This window comes from Sphingobacteriales bacterium (assembly GCA_016719635.1).
Classification (GTDB): domain Bacteria; phylum Bacteroidota; class Bacteroidia; order Chitinophagales; family JADIYW01; genus JADJSS01.
The window spans coordinates 276297-296848 of sequence record JADJYT010000016.1 but is presented as its reverse complement, the minus strand read 5'-3'; the positions used below and the strand labels follow the sequence as shown (position 1 = coordinate 296848).

The following is a 20552-nucleotide window of genomic DNA, read 5'->3' as shown; positions in this document are numbered from 1 at the left end:
ATCTTCTTTTTATACCAGCTCACTCTTCAAAAACTGCATCAGTTCCCGAACGTATTCCCGGGAAAAATTAAATTCCACCCCCGCAGCTTTATAAATTTCCGGTATACTCTTCATACTCCCCAGGCTTAGTGCATCTTTATAATCCTGAATGGCTTTGTGTTTATTCTGTTTGAAGTTGCGCCATACCGCAATGGCTCCTAACTGTGCAATGCCATATTCAATATAGTAAAATGGCACTTCAAAGATATGAAGCTGCTTCTGCCAGAAACATTTTCTAAGATCCTCATATCCTTCCCAACTCACTTCGCCGCTGCTCAGTTCTTCATGCAGTTCTGCCCACTTGTTTTCCCTTTGTTCTGTCGTATGGGTTGGGTGCAGATAGATCCAGTGTTGAAATTTATCGATTAATGCAATCCAGGGCAGCATGGTAATGATCCCCTCGAGGTGGGTTTCTATTGCACGCTTCTTATTCGCATCATCATAATATGCATCCAACCCGTCGAAGGTCATCAATTCCATACTCATGGAAGCCAGCTCAGCGGTTTCGGAGGAGATGTCCTGATCGAAATTATATTGCAGGTCGCGCATCAGGAAAGAGTGTACCGCATGCCCGGCCTCGTGCAGCATGGTTTCCACATCACGCTGCGTACCGGCGGCATTCATAAATATAAAAGGTACCCCAATTTCCGGCAGGGTCATATTGTAACCGCCCGGAGCTTTCCCTTTTCGCGAGCTCAGGTCGAGGTAGTCCATGTTATTCATGATGGAAATACATTGCCCGAAAAATGAATCTGCCGTATTTAAACACTCAATGGATTTCTTCACCAGCTCTTCCTGTGTGTTAAATGGTTTCAGCGCAGGGAGGTTTTGTGCATCAACCTCCAAATCGTATGGATAGAGTGTCTCCACCTTCAGTTGTGCCTTTCTCTTCTGATGGATTTGTTTCACTAACGGCAGCACCTCTGTCTTGATGGCTTCATGAAACTGTTCGCATGCCTTGACATCATAATCAAACCGGCCAAGCTCGGCAAACATATAGTCCCTGAAGTTGCTGAACCCAGCATTCAACGCCATCTGATGTCGTATCTGTACCAGTTCATTGAACAGGTTATTCAGCTTGTCTCTGTCTTGCAGACGTCGATGGGCCGTTTTCTCAAAAATGGTTAGGCGTAGTTCCCTGTCCTGATTTTGTAAGAATACAGCTGCCTGCGGAAGGGTATATTCATGGCCATCGTGTGTGATGGTCATCGCACCGATAATGCTGCCATATTCCTGCGATTTGAGTTGCGTCTGTTGGGAAAGCGGAATATTCTCTTCCCGAAATATCTGTAGTTGTGTCTTCAGGCTGCGGAGATAAACATAAAAGCGGTCTGCGTCCAACTCCCGGACAAATGTACATTCCGCCATTTTTTTGTTCAGTCCATTAGTTGCGGACATCCATTTCGGCATGATGTGTTCGATGAAATTTTCATACACTTTCGTATGGGTTTCATTTTCCGTATCGCAGGTCTGACGGATGTACCTCCAGCGGTATTCTTCATCGAGCGCCGCATCCGTTTCGCTTCTGTCTGCCATCCATCTTAACAACTCCTCCTTGTCTTCAAATATTCTGTTGGAAAGCTTATCGTAATACGAGGATATATCATTCCAGGTATTTATGATTAAATCTTCTGCCAGATAATTTCTTTTATTACGGGTGATGGTTTTCATAGGAATAGTATTTTATAAATAAAAAACCATGAAGGCTTCTGAATAAAACCTTCATGGCTGTGTCCTTGTTTGTTACACTTTATTTTTTGTCATCCTTGGTTTGGCTACCGATTGCTGATGTACCACCATATCTTTAGCCGGCGTTTTAGGAACATGTGTTGGTTCTTTTTTCACCACCGCTTTAGATTCTTCCGTTGTTTCCGGTTTTTTCAGCACATCCATATCTTCCAGGATGGCAAACCACTTGATTAATTTCTTGATATCCGAGATGTTCACCCTTTCCCTGTCAAAGTTGGGGAGGATTTTCCCCAGGTAATTCCTTAGCTCATCATTGGATGCATTTGGTTCCACTGGCGGAAGGGTTGCTTTCTGGTTTTTTATTTCAATCAGCACCTCCAGCAAGGGCACGGTATCTTCATCGGTATAAATGGCAATATTTTCTAAAGGCGAAAACATATGCTGGCGGTTGGAATAAAATTTCTTGTTTTCTCCATCCAGTTCGCTCAGTATCAATCCGTCATTTCTGTTGGCTACTAATCTTTTTAACCCACTGATTCCTGTTACGGCAATAATTTCTCTGAATTCCATATACTTATATTATTACGCAAAAGTAGGAAATTGTTGCGTAAAGTCATGGGTAAAAAGTGTTAAGGTATAACTATCGGGTAATTAGTATCTTACCGGTATACACATCTGCCTGATTATTCCTCTCATGCCAAAGTTTTATGAAATACATACCTGCCGGTAAAGACCTTTCAACAGAAACTACCCCTGAGTTTCCGGGAAATGTGTTATAATACTGGACTTTACCTGAAAAATCATAGACCTCCAACATCCATTTGTCCGCTTTGGTTTCTTTAGGTAGTGTAACATAGAAATTTCCTGCACTTGGATTGGGGAACAAGTCCAGCGGCGTGGATATTAGATTTTGTTTTACAGAAGTGGTACGGCTGTCACAGTCAAATAGTTTGTAGCAGAAGTTAGCAATATGCCTTTCTGTGCTGTCTAACAGAGTATAGTTTATCAGATTGAGCGTCAGGATACTTCCCAAATCCAGGTTGAAGAATGGGACATGCCCTTTTCCAATCCAGTCCTCAAATTCGCAGCGTATCCCTTTCTGAACGGCAACAGGGTATTGCAGCTTTCCGCCATACAGTTTAGGCAGCATCGGCAGATGGAACGGGTGGTCATATTTGTATGGAACAATTTCATCTGCTGAACCATGCACCAGCAGTAAATCTATTCCGTTTGGTTTAATCCAGGCGGTATCCAGTACGGCACCTGAAATACTGACGGCTATTTTGGGTTTGATGAAATCAAATTTATGACGCAGGATGGAGTCGGCTTCCGGGCCGTTGGCCTCGATTATCCATTGCTGGTACTGGGCTGGCAGCATCTGCAAGCTATCCAGAAAGCTGATAAACATGGTGGAAACGGCACCTGCCGAAACACCGCCTATAATGGCTTTGGAAGTATCCAGACGATAGGGGTTTCCTGCCTGGTAGGTGCTGACCAGATGATCCACGGCTTCCTTCGTATCAATGAGCGCTCGTGAAACCGCCTTTACCATCGTTTCTTCCGATAACAATCCCAACAGGTTGGTCTCTTGTCTGTAATCAATCGATACGCAGACATAGCCGCGTTTGGCAAAATATTCGGATAACAATACGATATCAGGGCTGTTTTGGTCTAATAGTTTCAGATAAGCCCCGCCGTGTATCAACAGCATAACCGGCCGCTCTGCCAATGTATCCCCATTCGGCTGGTAAATGTCGTATTTCAAATCTATATACTGACCGTCACTTTGTTTTTTACGGGCATAAATAATATTTTTGGTCACATCCACCCGCTGAAAGATGGGATTCAAATATCGGCCGTTCGTACAATCGTCGGCATTTGACCATAACGTAAGGATGAAAATAAAAAGCAGCAGGTAAAGTATTCTTTGCATGTAAATTGATTTACTGGGTAATTATTATTTTTCCGGTATACACAAATGATTCGCCGTCTTTTTCAAATAACAATTTCAGAAAATAAATACCAGAACCCAATTGTTTATCAATTTGGATAAAATCAGGATTTCCGGGATAAGAAGAAAGATATTGCTCTTTCCCGGCAACATCAAAAACAGTCAGATTCCAATCTTTTGCTCTGGTGTCATTTGGAACCTGAATTAGGAAGTTTCCATTGGACGGATTGGGAAATACTCCAATATTCGTACCCATCAGATTTTCCCGGATGCCGGTGGTACGTTCAATGCAATCAATTAAGCTATAACAAAAATTGGCTACATGGCGTTTTGTACTGTCTAACACCACCCTGTTAAAGATTAGCGCCAGCGGATTTCTGGTAAACAGTGCTGCGAGGTTTAAGTCATTTCCGAGAAACGGAACATGAGAATAACCTACCCAGGTTTCCAGTTCAGAGCGCAGGCCAAGATGCTGGAAGCGCTTATCCACCAGATAACTTCCCATCATATAGGGCAGCATCGGTAAATGAAAAGGGCGGTCATAATTGTATGGAACTATCGGATCGGCAGTACCGTGTTGTAAGAGCAGTGCAGGGTATTCCCTATTTGGTTTTATCCAGGAAGTATCCATGACGGCACCGGAAATACCAATCATGCCCAGCACATTAGCACCGCAGTATCTGTTATCTAATAAAGCCTGTGAGTTCGGTTCTACCTGTAAAATCCACTGCTGATATTGAGGAGGCATCCAACTCAGGCTGTCTAAGAAAATTGCATGTAAAAAACTGACCGCGCCCGCCGATACACCCCCGACTATCACTTTATGGTAGTCCACGCCATAAGGATTTCCGCGGTTAATGGTCGTATCCATGATACTACAGGTGGCATCCCGGATATCTATCAGCGAACGACCGACAGCCTTCACCATATTTTCTTCGGATAATAAGGAAAGCGGGTTGCCTTCCTCACGGTATTCCAAAGAAAAGACAACATATCCGCGTAAAACTAAGTCTATTGCCAGTTCGGCTATATCCGGGCTTTTTTGATCCAATAAATCAATATATCCCCCGCCATGCGCCAACACTACCACCGGCCTGTTGGTAACGGTATCATTTTTGGGCAGATACACATCATACCCTAAATTTTGCCACATGCCGTCGCTGCGCTGCTTACGTGCATAGATGACATTATTCACCAATGTGAAGTCAGAAAACACCTTGTGCTTATACCTGCCATTATAGCAGTCTGTCGCTTTTGCCGGAACATAGAAACAAGAAATAAGAAGAAGCGTGTAAAGAACCTTCTGCATACTATACTTTACGTTAATTAAAAATACTAAAATTTCCCACGTAAACCATACCGTATTTATCAGCAATTGTGCATTCTTATCTTTTGTATATCTTTGATGGTGATATATGCGATTCAAACTACATTCTTCCTATCAGCCTGCCGGCGACCAGCCTGCCGCCATTGACCAACTTGTAAGGGGTGTTTCAAAGGAAGAGAGATATCAGACACTGCTCGGTGTAACAGGCTCCGGTAAAACCTTTACCATTGCCAATGTGGTGGAACGAACACAACGGCCGACACTTGTGCTGACGCACAATAAGACATTGGTCGCACAATTATATACTGAATTCAAAGAGTTTTTTCCGGAGAATAAGGTGGAGTATTTCGTTTCCTATTATGATTACTATCAACCGGAAGCCTATGTCCCGGTAACGGATACTTATATTGAAAAGGATTTGTCCATCAACGCGGAAATAGAGAAATTGCGTCTCAGTACCACCACTTCACTGATGAGCGGCAGGCGAGATGTGATTGTCGTTGCATCAGTTTCCTGTATTTATGGTTTGGGAAACCCTGCTGAATATAAAAATCAAATCATCCGCATAACGAAAGGGCAAACCCTGAGCAGAAATACTTTTCTGTTTGATCTTGTTAGCATTTTGTATGCCAGAACAACTGCCGATTTCCAGCGCGGCAACTTCAGGGTGGTTGGGGATACGGTAGAAGTATTTTTGGCATATGCGGATTATGCCTATCGGATTACCTTTTGGGGTGATGACATAGAGGAACTGGAATCGTTTGATCCGGTGTCTGGAAAACGCATCGAACAGATGAAAGATATCGCCATCTTTCCGGCGAATATCTACATCGCTCCGCGCGACCAGCTGCCAACCATCATCCATGAGATACAGGATGAGCTGAAAGCGCATGTGGACTATTTTAATTCCATTGGAAGACACCTGGAAGCCAGGCGCCTGGATGACCGTGTCAACTTTGATCTGGAGATGATACGCGAACTGGGATATTGCAGCGGTATCGAAAATTATTCCCGCTTCTTTGACCGGAGAAATCCCGGTGACCGGCCGTTCTGTCTGTTAGATTATTTTCCCGAAGATTTCTTACTCGTGGTGGATGAAAGCCATGTAACCATTCCGCAAGTGGGTGCCATGTACGGCGGCGACCGGAGCAGAAAACAAAATCTGGTAGAATACGGATTCCGGCTGCCGAGTGCGATGGACAACCGCCCACTGAATTTTAATGAATTTGAATCGCTCTTGAATCAGGTTGTTTTTGTATCGGCAACGCCGGGTGACTATGAGCTGATGAAAACGGAAGGAGAATTTATTGAACAGGTGGTTCGTCCGACCGGGCTGTTAGACCCTCCCGTTGATGTCCGTCCGAGCATAAACCAGATAGACGACTTGCTGCATGAGATACAGTTGCGGATAAAAGAGGATGAGCGGGTGTTGGTGACGACGCTAACCAAGAGAATGTCGGAAGAACTGGCCAAGTATTTAACCAAACTCAACATCAAATGCAAATACCTGCACAGCGATGTGGATACGATGGAGCGGGTGGAAATCATTCAAGGGTTGCGCCTCGGTGATTTTGATGTACTGATAGGAGTAAATTTATTAAGAGAGGGATTGGATATTCCGGAAGTGTCGCTGGTCGCCATTTTAGATGCTGACAAGGAAGGGTTCCTGCGCAACGAACGTTCGCTCACACAGACAGCTGGCCGTGCGGCGCGAAATGCCAATGGCCGGGTAATCTTCTACGGAGATACCATTACAAAATCGATGCAGAAAACCATCCATGAAACCAACCGCCGAAGGGAGAAACAAATTGCCTATAATATCGAACACCATATTACTCCAAAAACCATCTTTCGAAGCAGGGAAGACATTTTGCACCGCGCATCCATCTTGGATATCCGCCAACGCCCGGAAACCAGGGAAGAAAGAAAATACAAAGAAGAAACGGAGAAGATGAGCTTTGCAGCGGATGAAGAAGCGGCATACATGACTAAAGAACAAATCGAAAAGAAGATAGCACTAATTAAAAAAGCCATGCAGCGAGCTTCCCAGCAAATGGACTTTATGGAAGCGGCACGATTGAGGGATGAGATGTTTAAATGGCAGGAGCGGATTTAATTATAACGAATAAAATTTTTATATGAACAATAAAACCATTCTTATCACAGGGGCCAATTCCGGTTTAGGTTTCGAAGCCGCCCGACAACTGGCCAAACAGGGTCATGAAATTATCTTGTTGTGCCGCAACAGAGAAAAAGGAGAACAGGCAGTTAAAGGCATTCAGGCTTTTTCCGGCAACAGCAAGATACATTTGTATGTCGCCAATCTGGCCGTTCAGAAATCAGTGGAACAGGTTGCCGAACAAATCAAAAAAGATTTCAGCAAGCTGGATGTGTTGCTGAATAATGCCGGTGGCGTGTTTTCCAAATTTGAACTGTCTCCGGATGGGATAGAAATGACGATAGCGAACAATCACTTCAATTATTTCTGGCTGACATATTACCTGTTCGATTTGCTGAAAAAAGGCACGGACGCCCGCATTGTTAATGTTGCCAGCGACTCCCATTACCAGGCTAAGACAATAGACATAGAATCGTTTTATAAAAAGAAAAACTATTTTGTACTGAAAGCTTACGAACAATCCAAACTGGCAAATGTACTATTCACCTATTATCTCGCAGAGAAGTCCAAACCATTCAATATTACCGTCAATGCACTGCACCCCGGTTTCGTATACACACCGATAGGCTCTAAGAATGGAAATACATTCTTTGGAGTGGCCTGGAGTACCTTTTCCAGATTATTTGGTTTAACGGTAGAAAAAGGCGCGAGTTCTCATATCTACCTGGCGGGCAGTGATGAAGTGAAGGGTATTACCGGAAAGTATTTTCACAACTGTAAAGCTAAAAAATCATCATCGGCGTCTTATGATATAAATTTACAGGTGTTATTATGGAAGGAATCTGAGCGTGTCAGTGCATTCTCATTTCTGTAAATCGCAAGGTTAAAAAACAAAACCCGACACCTTTAAAGGTATCGGGTTTATTGTTTTCGTCGCACGGATGCGATTACTTTTTTTTAGGAGCTGCCGCTTTCTTAGCCGGAGCTTTTTTCGCCACTGCTTTTTTAGGAGCTGCTGCTTTTTTCGCCGGAGCTTTTTTCGCCGGAGCTTTTTTCGCTACTGCTTTTTTAGGAGCTGCTGCTTTTTTAGGAGCTGCTGCTTTCTTAGCCGGAGCTTTTTTTGCTACTGCTTTTTTTGGAGCTGCTGCTTTCTTAGCTGGAGCTTTTTTTGCTGCTGGCTTTGCGCTTGCTGTTTTCTTTGCCATTGCTTTTTGATTTTGTTTTTTTGTTTCATTTTATACAGTCGAAACATTTCTGTCAGAGAACTTTATTTTTTATATGCAGATTGAAATTCTCTTTTAACTATTCTGCAATATAAAAGTAATACATTATTCATTTTATACAATACTTGAGTTATTCATAAATGTTGATAATTGTGGATAACGTAAAGCCAGTCTTTATTCGTAAAAATAATTCAGACGGTTTTTTTAGGTTTGATTTTTTCATTCCAATATTTCGTATCATTCAAAAAGGATTCATTGATAAAAGATTTTCTTCCATTTGCCCGGACGAAAAACCAGTAAAGACTGATGTTACAGGGAATGTCAAAAAAAATTTTTTTAAAACAAACACAAACACAACCATAAACCCTTGCCTGTAAAATTATTACACCTTGTCGAAAAAATATATGCTTTACGTTTTCAACAAGGGCAAATTTTTTTTAAAAATATTTTGTTACAATGCCTCAAAATACCATGTAAAAATCATTTTTTACAAAGCCACACGCTTCCGTTTTCTATTTATGCAAAATGCAGCTGTCGTATTTTTTTATTGCTGCAACCCTGAAGTTTCGGCAGGGCACTTGTCTCTATTGAGGATTTGTTTTTAAAAAAATTAGCGATTATAACCGGGTACTTTAATCTAATGCTTATCTTTGATACTAAATATACCGTGTGAAGAAAAATTCTTATTTCATAATTATCGCCGTTCTTCTCTCTTTATTTCAAGCATGTTCTTCCTGTAATAATGAAGCAAAAAAAACAGTGTTGTCTAAGGAAGACGAGATCAAACAGTCTTATAAAATGCTGCCCACCGAACAGCAAACGGTTATTGATGTAGTGTATGAGTGGAATGCAGCGCATGACTCAACCCGAATTGACAGCCTCTATAAATTTTACAACGACCCGGTGCTGTTTTTCAAAAAAAGAGTTTCAAGAAAATCGGTTATTGATACTAAAGTATTTAAGATAAGAAAAGCAGACTCATACAAAGAACGTATCATCGGAAGGGTGGGAATTTATGCTTCTGATACGGGCGATTACAAATGTGAGTTCTTAAAACTGGTGACTATTGACAACAAACCCAACGTCTATCATTCGTATCTCATTTTCAAAAAACAGGCAGACAGCAGTTGGCATATAATTATAGAAAGTGACAAGGAGGCGGACAGCCGGCCGGAGATGGTTTCTTTGTTCGAAGAGTTTGAAGAAAGTGAAAGTCAGTCTTCCGGCGATTTTAACGGTGACGGAGAAAATGAAGACCTTATCATTCTAAAACCGGAACCGGACTCCTCGGGGACATATGTGACTATGGAAACAAAAATATCCTTTACCAATTTAGATCTGCCGGAAATCAGGATACCGCAATGTGTGGGTGTCAATGTCTTAAATGAAAATGATGTGGACGGAGACGGATCGGATGATTTTTCTATCGTTATAAAATCGCCGGATGGAATGGTGGGGGATGTGTTGCTGTATAGTTTCAAGAGAGGCAAATGGGTGGTGCTGGCAAAGTTTAGGGCACATCCCGAAGAGGTGTTCCGGCAACGAAGGAACCTGATTGATTTTGCCGGAAGCGGCAACATCAACACCCGTATTTTAGAGAAAACACCGGACAACAGAGATACGGTTGTCGTCAAAACAATTTCTACCTGGTAGCTCCGGGATTCTTTAATGACAAATATTCAGGGCGGATATGTACATACCTAAACATTTTGAGCAGAAAGATACCGGCAAACTGCTGGCATTCATGCAACAATATAATTTTGCTGTACTGATTTCTGCAGAAGACAATCGCCCTCTTGCGACACATTTGCCCTTTGTGATAGAAAAGCAAGAAAAAGATATCGTACTCTATTCGCACCTCTCTCTCACAAACCATCAATGGAGAAATATGGATGGTCAGAATGTGCTGGTTATCTTCTCCGAACCACACGCCTATATTTCGCCCACATTGTATGAGCATCCGCAGAATGTTCCTACCTGGAATTTTATGGCGGTCCATGCCTATGGAAAAATAGAATTATACCATACCGATGAAGAAAAATTGATGGTCCTTCACAGACAAATGCAGGCTTATGAACCTTCTTACCTGGAACAGTTCAGGTCATTGGATGAAAAATATGTGAATGGCTTGCTTAAAGGTATCGTAGCCTTCAAGATAACAGTCAGCGAACTGCAAGGAAAGGAAAAACTGTCTCAGAACAAATCCGAACAGGACAGACAAACCGTAAAAAAGCACCTGGAAGACAGCAATGATCCCCTTAAAAATGATTTAGCCAGGCGGATGTGATATAAATCATACTTGGTTTGGCGCAATCCCCTTATTTTTGCATATGGCTTTTAATCCGCTGATAGAAAAATACAATGTTCCTATTCCAAGGTATACCAGCTATCCTACTGTTCCGTACTGGCAGGACAACATGACGGATAATGAAGACTGGACCCTTCAAATTCAGAAAGCAATCCATGCGGGTAAAACGAAAGAGGGTATCAGCCTTTATATACATTTGCCTTTTTGCGAGCAACTGTGTACCTATTGCGGATGCAATAAACGCATCACTAAAAACCACAGTGTCGAAACCATTTACATTGACCATCTCTTAAAGGAATGGGAACACTATAAATTCATTTTCGGAGAAGGATTGGTGATTCGGGAATTACACCTGGGAGGCGGAACGCCCACTTTTTTCAGTCCGGAAAACCTACAAGCTTTCCTTACGGAATTATTTAAAGACGTTGCCATACATCCCGAACGGGAGTTTAGTTTTGAGGGGCATCCGAACAACACCACCTACGAACATTTGCAAACATTGTATGGTAGGGGTTTTCGCAGGGTGAGTTACGGTGTGCAGGATTTAGATATAAAGGTACAGACCGCCATTAACCGCATACAGCCGTATGAGAAGACCAAACAGGCGACCGAATGGGCACGTGAGATCGGCTACGAATCCGTCAACTTCGATTTGATTTACGGCTTGCCGTTTCAGACAAAAGAAAGTATAGAACAGACAATACAATCTGTCATTGAATTAAAACCCAACCGGATAGCATTTTACAGTTATGCGCATGTACCCTGGACAAAAAAATCACAGCGGGCATATGACGAAAATGATTTGCCGAAAGGTAACGAGAAGTTTGAATTATATGAATTGGGTAAAGCTATGCTGGTCAAGGCCGGCTATGCCGATGTGGGGATGGATCATTTCGCTTTAGAGGGAGATGCATTGTTGATCAGTAAAAACAACGGAACGCTGCACCGCAATTTTATGGGATATACCACCACCAACACAGAGGTGTTGATTGGATTAGGGGTTTCGGCAATCAGTGATGTTTTTTACGGCTACCGCCAGAACCTGAAAACGGTCGAAGAATATTATGAAGCCCTGGAAAAAAACACATTGCCTATACATCGGGGTATCAACCTGACAGAAGAGGATATCGTTTACCGCAAACAGATTTTGCATATTGCCTGTAAGGGGAAAACAAACTGGAAAAACGAGTTTGAATTGACTGAAAAAATGAGACACCAGCTGGAAGATTTACAAAAAGACGGTTTGATAGATTGGAAAAATACCACCCTAAGGGTTACGCCGTCAGGTTGGAGTTTCCTGCGAAATATATGTGCCGTTTTTGACAAGCGCATGAACGATTCCATATCTGACTCGCCACAGGAAACGCCCAAATTCAGCCAGGCTGTATAAGCTTTCGTAAATTTTTTATCCTTGTTTTATTTTAGTATTTTCACTCCATGGCATGGTATAACACAACGGCTATCTACCAGATTTACCCCCGTTCCTTTTATGACAGCAATGGCGATGGCATCGGCGACCTGAACGGTATCATTCAGAAACTGGATTATATACGAGACCTCGGGTTTGAGACTATCTGGATTTCTCCCTTTTACACATCCCCGCAGGTGGATTTTGGATATGATATCGCCGATTATTTCAATATCGCTCCTGAATATGGTACACTGCAGGATGCTGAAGCATTGATTGCCGCCTGTCACGATAAAGGTCTGAAGATTGTATTTGATATGGTGATGAACCATACCTCTGATCAGCATGCCTGGTTCCTGGAGTCCAAATCATCGAGGATTAATCCAAAAGCGGACTGGTATATCTGGCGCGACCAACCGAATAACTGGAAAAGTATTGTAGGGCCGAAAGGCTGGCATTATTGCAAAGAAAGAGACCAGTATTATTTTGCCTCTTTCCTGCCCTTCCAGCCGGATTTGAATTACCAGAACCCTGCAGTAAAACAACAGATGTTTGATGCCTGCCGTTTCTGGCTCGCAAAAGGCGTGGATGGTTTTCGGTTGGATATTTTCAACTGCATCATCAAAGACCCGCAGTTCCGCGACAACCCATTTTCCATCCTGTGTGCCATTCCCAGCGAAGAATATCCGGGCGGGAATTTTCAGGTACGAAAATATTCCGTAAATCAACCGGAGAATTTTACGCTGGCGAAAGAATTGCGGAGCGTCATAAATGAATTTCAACCGGCCAGGTTGCTGCTGGGAGAAGTGTTTGGAAAGCACAAACTGAAAAAACAATACCTCGGCGAACGGCAGGACGGGCTGCATCTCATTTTCTTATTTGATGTGGTCATGTTTAATTTCGATGCCGGATTTTTCAGAAAAAAAATCCTGGAGTACGAAAAGGAATATCCGAAACCCTATACACCGGTTATCGTATTCTCGAACCATGACCAGCTGCGCAGCATCGGCCGCCTCCGCAACAATTTAGAGAAAGCTAAACTGCTGGCTTTGCTGCAGTACACCATGCGCGGTGTTCCTACGGTTTATTATGGGGAGGAGATTGGAATGACCAATGTGAAGATTCCCATTAAAATCGCGAAAGATGCTTTGGCTCATACTTTTTCCTGGGTACCGCAGTTTTTGGCCGACCGGATTCCGGTGCCCATCAACAGGGATGTGTGCCGTACGCCGATGCAGTGGAACAATGGAAAAAATGCAGGCTTTTCGGCAGCCAGTTCTACATGGCTCCCGATAGCGGATGATCTGGAAAACAGGAATGTGGCACAGCAGCAGGCGGATGAACAGTCACTGCTCAATGTCTTCAAAAAACTGAACCAGCTTCGAAAGGATTATACTTCTCTGCAGGATGGTTCTATCGAGGTGTTTTCTGCAGACAGCAAGGATTTACTGGCTTTTCTGCGCAGCTCGCCGAAAGAAAAATTACTGATTATCTTAAATTTCAGTTCCGAAGACAGAGGCACCAGGATAAATTTCAATATTAAAGAAAAGGTATACACCTTAAAACAATCCGTTGTTTCGGGCAATCAAATTACGTTACAGGGATTTGGCGGCGTGCTGTTGCGTGTGTAGGGCTGAATTTTACACACCCCCTGTCTGCTGACAGGCAGGCTTAATCCCGTCTTGAAGGGAGATTCGGACAGTGCCATAATATTTTAATTTCAGCACAATTTTTAATTTTTAAATGACAAAATACAAACGAACAGTCCGAACAGAAATGCACTTGCGCTTTCCCCTCCCCGGAGGGGACTAAGGGGTGGGTTACCCAAATACATTCACATCAATATCTTTAAACAACAATTCTGTTTCGTGCATGGTTTTGATGTTGTCGTACACCAGTATCAGACTGTTGCCGCTTTGCTTCAGGTTGCACCTCTTTTTAGAATTCTGAATATAGGCCATCACTTTTGGAAAATAGGGGCTTTCGTAGTAGGGAGATCTCGGATTGTCTAAAAAATAACAGCGCAGCTTCCCGCCTTTCAGGATAATGCGCTCAAACCCTATTTTTTTGGCTACCCAGCGGATGCGCAGTCCGTCAAACAGCTCACTGATTTGTTTCGGCAGTTTTCCAAACCGGTCTTCTGTCTTCTTCGCGAAAGCCTGCAGTTTTTCTTCGCTTTCAATGGCATCTAATTCTGTGTACAATCGCAATCGCTCTTCCGTATTCTGCACATATTCCAGCGGAATGAGCATCTCCACATCCGTGTCAATCGTACAGTCATACACGAATTGTTTTTGCTCTTCAATCTGTTCCTTAAAGACTTCTTTGAAGTCTGTATATTTTAATTCCTGTATCGCTTCATCCAGGATTTTATGATACATCTCAAAGCCGATATCCGTGATAAATCCGCTTTGTTCGCCACCCAACAGATTTCCCGCACCGCGTATGTCCATATCGCGCAGGGCGATCTGGAATCCGGAACCTAAATCGGAAAATTCTTCCAGTGTCTGCAGGCGTTTTCGGGCTTCATCCGTCAGCGTGGATTTTGGAGGTGCTAACAGATAGCAGAATGCTTTCTTGTTGGAACGCCCAACCCGACCGCGCAGCTGATGCAAATCGCTCAACCCGAAATGATGTGCATTGTTGATGATAATCGTATTCGCATTTGGAATATCCAGTCCGCTTTCCACAATATTGGTACTCAGCAGCACATCAAATTCTCCGTTGATAAACTGCAGCATGATTTCTTCCAGCTGATCGCCTTCCAGTTGCCCGTGTGCTGTTTTAATGCTGATATCCGGACATAACTTTCTCAGTACCGTTTCCAGTTCCGGCAAGTCTTTTACCCGGTTGTGTACGAAATAAACCTGGCCACCCCGATATACCTCAAACTCAATGATTTCTTTGAGTTTTTTTACATCAAAGACCTGTACTTCCGTCGTAATAGGAATACGATTGGTGGGTGGTGTCATGATATTGGACAAATCGCGCGCACCCATCAGTGAAAATTTTAGTGTGCGTGGAATCGGTGTGGCGGTAAGTGTCAGCGTATCTACATTCGCAGAAATATGCCGCAGCTTTTCTTTCGCGGAAACGCCGAATTTTTGCTCCTCATCGATGATTAGCAATCCCAGATCTTTAAAGATCAGTTCTTTATTGAGCAGGGCATGTGTGCCAATTAGAATGTCGGTTTTTCCTTCTTTTGTTTTTTCCAGCGTTTCCTTCTTCTCTTTGGCGGATTTAAAGCGGTTGAGAAAATCAACCACCACACCCTGCTCTTTCAAACGGGAGGAAAACGTCTTGAAATGCTGCCACGCCAAGATGGTGGTAGGCACTAAAACCGCTACCTGTTTTCTGTTGGTGACCGCTTTATAGGCTGCCCGAATGGCAATTTCCGTTTTACCGAATCCCACATCGCCGCAAATCAGCCGGTCCATGGGATGTGGCTTTTCCATATCCGCTTTCACATCGGCGGTAGCCTTTATCTGGTCGGGGGTGTCTTCATACATAAAACTTGCTTCCAGCTCATCCTGCAGATAGGTGTCTTTGTGAAAGGCATAGCCTTTGGCTACTTTCCGTTGCGCATACAGTTTGATGAGTTCCGCCGCGATGTCCTTGATTTTTTTCTTTGTCTTGTTCTTAAGGTTGGTCCAGGCGTCGCTGCCGAGTTTGTTCACTTTCGGAATATGCCCCTCTTTGCCGGTGAATTTGGAAATTTTATGCAGCGAGTTGATGTTGACATACAACAGGTCATTGTCTTTATACATCAGGCGTACCATTTCCTGCGACTGTCCGTTGACGGTAATGGTTTCGAGGCCAGAGAACACGCCAACGCCATGGTCGATATGTGTCACATAATCGCCGGGATTCAAATCTTTCAGCTGTCGGATGGTAATCGCTTTGGTCCGGTTAAATCCGGATTTGGTTTTGTATTTGTGGTAACGGTCAAATATCTGATGGTCGGTGTAACACACCACCTGTAAATCCTTGTCTATAAACCCTTGCGCCAAATCAACATAGCAGGGATTGAAATTAATATCTGCTTTTTTATCCTGAAAAATATGCTGGAACCGTTCGATCTGACGCGCGTTTTCAGAGAAGAGAAATAATTGGAAATGATTTTTTCGTTGCTGCCTTAAATCCTGAATCAGCAAATCAAAGTTGCGGTTGAACGACGGCTGGGGAGATTGGCGGTAGGTGATATGTTTTTCTTCTTTTTCTTTAAGTACAGCCGGCAGCAGTGAGGCCGAAATTATTCGATACTTTGCCAATTCGTTCATCAGTTCTTCGGGTGCGACGAAGAGCTGGTTCAATGCCTTATTCAGAAACGGATGTTCTACCCCCTTTCTGCCCCCTGAAGGGGGATTCTTCAGGAGTTCCATTTCTTCCAAAGCTCTGTCATACTGTTTCTCCGACAGCTCCTGGAACAATACAGCATCCCGGAACCAGAACACGGTATTTTCCGGCAGGAATTCAAACAGGGATGCCGTCGTTTCCTGTGTAAAATGTTCGTTGATATTCGGTATAATCGTCAGCTCGGAAATCTTGCGTTGCGACAGTTGCGTTTCCGGATCAAAGGTGCGGAGGCTTTCCACTTCATTGTCGAACAGCTCAATACGATACGGCAATTCATTGCCGAACGAAAAGACATCAATGATACCGCCGCGGATGGAAAACTCACCGGGTTCGTACACAAAATCCGTGCGGTTGAATCCGTATTCAAGGAGTACATCGAGCATGAAATCCACGTCTATTTTTTCGCCGGTTTTTAAGAACAGGGTGTTTTCTATGAGTTTCTCTTTGCGCACCAGCAATTCCTGCAAGGCATCCGGAAAGGTGACAATCAGTTCGCCGCCTTTCTTGGCATTCATCAGGGCGTTCAGGGTTTGCGCACGCAATAAGATATGGTGACCACTGTGCTCCGCAAAGGCGTATGGCTTTTTATAGGAAGACGGCAGATAAAGTATCTCTTTCTTCTCTAAGAGGTGCTGCAGGTCATTCTGAATATATTGTGCCTCTTCGGCATCATGGGCAATAATGACGTGTGTATATTCTGCCTGCAGAAACAGCGAAGCGGTAATAAAATTGACGGAAGAGCCAATAGTCCCCCGCAGCAGGACGCGTGCCTGCGGAGAAGAAAGGTGGTGTGACAATTCCTGTGTCCGCTGATCATCACGGAACAGGAACAACAATTGCTGCAAATCCATGTATTCGGTTGGCTATTGCAAAAACTAAAATCTGCAAAAAATAAGCCGGTGCGAAGGTAAGGAATAATTTGTTGCTTATATATAAAAAGGATATTTGCATCTTTAGTTTTAAATTAGTAACTTTAAAATATAAATATGGTATAAAATGAAAAAATCGCATATCAAAGAAAATAGCATTTCCGTTTTCTTATACCTGCTTTTAAGTGTCCTTCTAATCAGTTGTGATAAAGAAGTAAGTATAAATGAAACAGTTGTAACAGAATCTGCTGGTACTCATTTAAGGACATCTGCTGATGCTTCAAAAAAAGAAGAGAGTACAGATTTCAGCATGCTAACCTCTCCATTAAGGGATATATTAAGATATAATCCTGAATACCTAAATACTATTTCGCGGTCGGCTGTTAGTATTAATGCGGGCGGTGGTGGTGGCGGAGAAGATTTTCATTGCTGTAACGGAATCTGCTTAACAGTTCCCACAAACCCAGATCCCGGCACCTATTATTACCCTTATGATGCATTTGGCAATAAAGTAGATTATATTGGACAATATGGGACGGATGACAGGCAGAGATACTATGTCTATTTGCCCAATAATGTAACCGCAAATTCCCCTGTAGTGGTTATGATACCCGGTGGCGGTTGGTTTTCAGGACAAGATGTTTCTATTTTAGGCTTTCCTTATAATTGGGCTGATTATAATACAAATGAGAGCATGGTAAAAGATTTATTAAATAATGGATATGTAGTGGTGTCTCTTTTATATCGATTGATAGATTATGGCAATGACATTAATGAGTTTCCACTAACAACAAATTGGTGGTACGATCAAGTTGCAGATATACAGAATGCAATAAATCACATTCGAGCAAACTTTTATACCTGTTTATATGGATACTCAGTAAGTGCTGAAAAAATTCATATTCTAGGAGAAAGCGCAGGAGGTCATCTTGCTTTGCTATATGCATATTCATTACCACAAAACAGTACTTTTCTTAAGTCTGTAGTCTCCATGTATGCCCCAACTAACATGAATCAATATGCGGATACCTTAGATAATTATTCGGTACCGTTTATTTGTTCAGGAAATTTCTATAATAACAATATGCCTTATTACTATATCTTTGATGAAAGTTCTCCTTATACAATATATCAATCAGTTTCACCCTTTAACTGTACAGCTGCAAATCAACCTTCATACAAGAAGATAATAAAATCATTTAATTTGATACAATCAGGCATGAAATCACAAATATTAAACCCCTCAACAAATACAACATTATCTGCTTATAGTCCCAAAGTAAAGCTTACCACCAGTGCAAATATTATCCCAACTTTTATCATGCACGGGAATGGAGTAGCAGATCATTTAGTCCCTTACAATAAATCTACAGATGGGATGAGTACTAACTTAGCTAATACTGCTTATGGCGGACTTATAGGAACATATACATTTTTTAATGCCTTCATAAATCAACAAATACCAGTAACATATAATACCTTAACCAACAAACATGTTATTAAGCTTTATAATGACGCTGAACATGGGTGGAATGGAGCATATTTCTATAGTCCAATACCTCTTGGCTTAAGAGTGGCTGTACGCCAAGATGTAGTTCGGTGGTTAAACGGGCATAATTAATTCACAAAATGCATAAGATGAGTTCAATACTTAAGTTTTTAGTACTTGTAATAATGTTTACTTCGTGCTCAAATAACGATGTAATTCCCCCTGCAAACCCATTAAAAGGAAAAATAAAGAAATTACAATTAATTCAGGCTCCGGATGAAAATATGAATAGCATATTTTATTATTTTCATTATGACTCTACAGATGCTAAATTAACAAGAATTGATTTTGATACTTTAGGCGTACTTACCATAGAACATGACATAAATAAAGTGGATATACTATTTAATGTGCCGAGTGTTTTTTACAGTAAATACACAGCATTCATTAACCCACAAAACCAAATCACTTCTGTCTATACCTTTGACAGCTTCAGTTTAGCATACCGTGAAAAGTACAGATTTAATTATACCGGTGCAACCATTGATTCCATGAAATTCCTGTTATCTTACAATCCACTTTTTAAAATTTCGATAAATGAGTATGATTTACTTTTTAACGGACAAAATAATACAGAGATGAAATATAATAATACCGGATCTGATTACTATGGCAGTATATACACATATTACGATACATTAATATTTTCATATACCCCTTTGCTAAATTCCCATCAACTACCTTTTCAGAATTTATTTACACTAAGCGCCTTTGGAAGATTAGAAATGGAACAGTCTATTTTGCGGTTTGATCCTTTGTATTTGTTTGGGTTATTAGGGTATAAAACCTGCAATGCCAATTATAACTTACTGAGAACAGCAGGGGAACGAAGATATACCTACGAGACAAACTCAGAAAACAAGGTTACAGGAATGACCATTACAGATACCACTGTCAATGCTATATTGTACAAATATGCGATAGATTATTATTAAAAAATAATTTTGTTGTATTGTTTATAAACTGGTATCCACGGTAAAACTCGCGGGGGAGCAGTTTAAATCTATTTTATTCAGAGAGGGGACAAACTCTTCAATGTAGATTTCATCACCGTCCTCCGCATACTCCAGCAGCTCGGTGATATCCAGTTGTTTTTGTTTGATAAAGCGCAGGTAAATCGGCGGTTCGTCTTTCTTTCCGATATTCGATTTCAGGGTGATGTTGAAATAGATTCTGTTGATGTGGTCTTTGGAAACCGTCAGGATGCCCTTTGTCTTTTTGTTGATGGCTGCACCATAAGCAAGCAGGTCGCCGTTCAGAAAGGCCTGTACACAAGGAGCCGGACTGTTGCCGGGTTTGTATCTTTCCAGCGCCTTGGTGGCCTGTGCACCAAAAACACCGGTAAATAAAACCATGCATACTATCCCTGTTAAAAATCGCATTGTTTAAAATTAAATATAATAAATTGAATTAACAAATTTTATTTACCCTATATTATCTGTAAGAGTAATGTTAAAAACGTTTAAAAAGTTCAATTATTGTGCCATAAAAAAACCCTGTACTTGAAAATACAGGGCTTATAAACGCTTTGTCAATGCTGTTATTCTTATTCTTCCGTCTTCTTTTTGCAGCATTCTTTTTTCATCTCACCGGCTGCGCATTGTTGTTTACCCGAAGCACAACAAGGTTTGTCACACGATGCAGGATCGCATTTACCCGGGTTCTCACAACCTGCTTTTTTGCAAGCCTCAGGATCACAGGCAGCATCTTCTTT

At 42.1% G+C, this 20552-nt stretch carries 15 protein-coding genes; 8 read left to right on the top strand and 7 right to left on the bottom strand.

Annotated features, from left to right (window positions below; translation table 11 throughout):
- Positions 1-9: 9 nt before the first annotated feature.
- The 4 genes from IPM95_16035 to IPM95_16020 all read right to left on the bottom strand — a co-directional run bounded on the left by IPM95_16035 (position 10) and on the right by IPM95_16020 (position 4988).
- Entirely contained in the window at positions 10-1710 is a 1701-nt protein-coding gene (locus tag IPM95_16035; GenBank protein ID MBK9330767.1) for a M3 family oligoendopeptidase, read from the bottom strand.
- A gap of 72 nt (positions 1711-1782) precedes the next feature.
- The gene (locus IPM95_16030; GenBank protein MBK9330766.1) at positions 1783-2298 is read right to left on the bottom strand and encodes a DUF5606 domain-containing protein; all 516 of its coding nucleotides are present in this window, start codon (positions 2296-2298) and stop codon (positions 1783-1785) included.
- A gap of 70 nt (positions 2299-2368) precedes the next feature.
- Positions 2369-3661 (bottom strand): T9SS type A sorting domain-containing protein, encoded by a 1293-nt coding sequence (locus IPM95_16025; protein ID MBK9330765.1) that lies wholly within the window; start codon positions 3659-3661, stop codon positions 2369-2371.
- A gap of 10 nt (positions 3662-3671) precedes the next feature.
- Positions 3672-4988: a T9SS type A sorting domain-containing protein gene (locus IPM95_16020; GenBank protein MBK9330764.1), complete on the bottom strand. Its 1317-nt coding sequence runs from the start codon at positions 4986-4988 to the stop codon at positions 3672-3674.
- Positions 4989-5094: 106 nt separating this feature from the next.
- Here IPM95_16020 and uvrB point away from each other — a divergent pair, with 106 nt between their 5' ends.
- Both uvrB and IPM95_16010 read left to right on the top strand, forming a co-directional pair.
- Positions 5095-7122: an excinuclease ABC subunit UvrB gene (uvrB, locus tag IPM95_16015; GenBank protein ID MBK9330763.1), complete on the top strand. Its 2028-nt coding sequence runs from the start codon at positions 5095-5097 to the stop codon at positions 7120-7122.
- A 22-nt stretch (positions 7123-7144) separates the two neighbouring features.
- On the top strand, positions 7145-7999 hold the full coding sequence (locus IPM95_16010) for an SDR family oxidoreductase (protein ID MBK9330762.1): 855 nt from the start codon (positions 7145-7147) through the stop codon (positions 7997-7999).
- 73 nt (positions 8000-8072) lie between these two features.
- On the opposite strand, the gene IPM95_16005 is transcribed toward IPM95_16010, so the two are convergent.
- Entirely contained in the window at positions 8073-8330 is a 258-nt protein-coding gene (locus IPM95_16005) for a hypothetical protein (protein MBK9330761.1), read from the bottom strand.
- Between the two features lie 780 nt (positions 8331-9110).
- Here IPM95_16005 and IPM95_16000 point away from each other — a divergent pair.
- Genes IPM95_16000 through IPM95_15985 form a run of 4 tightly spaced genes read left to right on the top strand, consistent with a single transcriptional unit; the run spans position 9111 to position 13695 of the window.
- Complete coding sequence (locus IPM95_16000; protein ID MBK9330760.1) at positions 9111-10001, top strand: hypothetical protein; 891 nt, start codon at positions 9111-9113, stop codon at positions 9999-10001.
- A gap of 37 nt (positions 10002-10038) precedes the next feature.
- A complete protein-coding gene (locus tag IPM95_15995; protein ID MBK9330759.1) occupies positions 10039-10635 on the top strand; it encodes an FMN-binding negative transcriptional regulator in 597 nt (198 codons plus the stop codon).
- Between the two features lie 43 nt (positions 10636-10678).
- The gene (gene hemN, locus IPM95_15990) at positions 10679-12046 is read left to right on the top strand and encodes an oxygen-independent coproporphyrinogen III oxidase (GenBank protein ID MBK9330758.1); all 1368 of its coding nucleotides are present in this window, start codon (positions 10679-10681) and stop codon (positions 12044-12046) included.
- A gap of 47 nt (positions 12047-12093) precedes the next feature.
- On the top strand, positions 12094-13695 hold the full coding sequence (locus tag IPM95_15985) for an alpha-glucosidase (protein MBK9330757.1): 1602 nt from the start codon (positions 12094-12096) through the stop codon (positions 13693-13695).
- Positions 13696-13884: 189 nt separating this feature from the next.
- Here the strand turns inward: IPM95_15985 and mfd are convergent, their stop codons facing one another.
- Positions 13885-17271, bottom strand: a complete 3387-nt coding sequence (mfd, locus tag IPM95_15980; protein MBK9330756.1) for a transcription-repair coupling factor — start codon at positions 17269-17271, stop codon at positions 13885-13887.
- Between the two features lie 145 nt (positions 17272-17416).
- On the opposite strand from mfd, the gene IPM95_15975 reads away from it, so the two are divergent.
- Both IPM95_15975 and IPM95_15970 read left to right on the top strand, forming a co-directional pair.
- Positions 17417-18910 (top strand): alpha/beta hydrolase, encoded by a 1494-nt coding sequence (locus IPM95_15975; protein ID MBK9330755.1) that lies wholly within the window; start codon positions 17417-17419, stop codon positions 18908-18910.
- Between the two features lie 152 nt (positions 18911-19062).
- On the top strand, positions 19063-19773 hold the full coding sequence (locus tag IPM95_15970; GenBank protein MBK9330754.1) for a hypothetical protein: 711 nt from the start codon (positions 19063-19065) through the stop codon (positions 19771-19773).
- A 21-nt stretch (positions 19774-19794) separates the two neighbouring features.
- Here IPM95_15970 and IPM95_15965 read toward each other — a convergent pair whose 3' ends face one another.
- Positions 19795-20220: a hypothetical protein gene (locus IPM95_15965; GenBank protein MBK9330753.1), complete on the bottom strand. Its 426-nt coding sequence runs from the start codon at positions 20218-20220 to the stop codon at positions 19795-19797.
- Between the last annotated feature and the right edge of the window lie 332 nt (positions 20221-20552).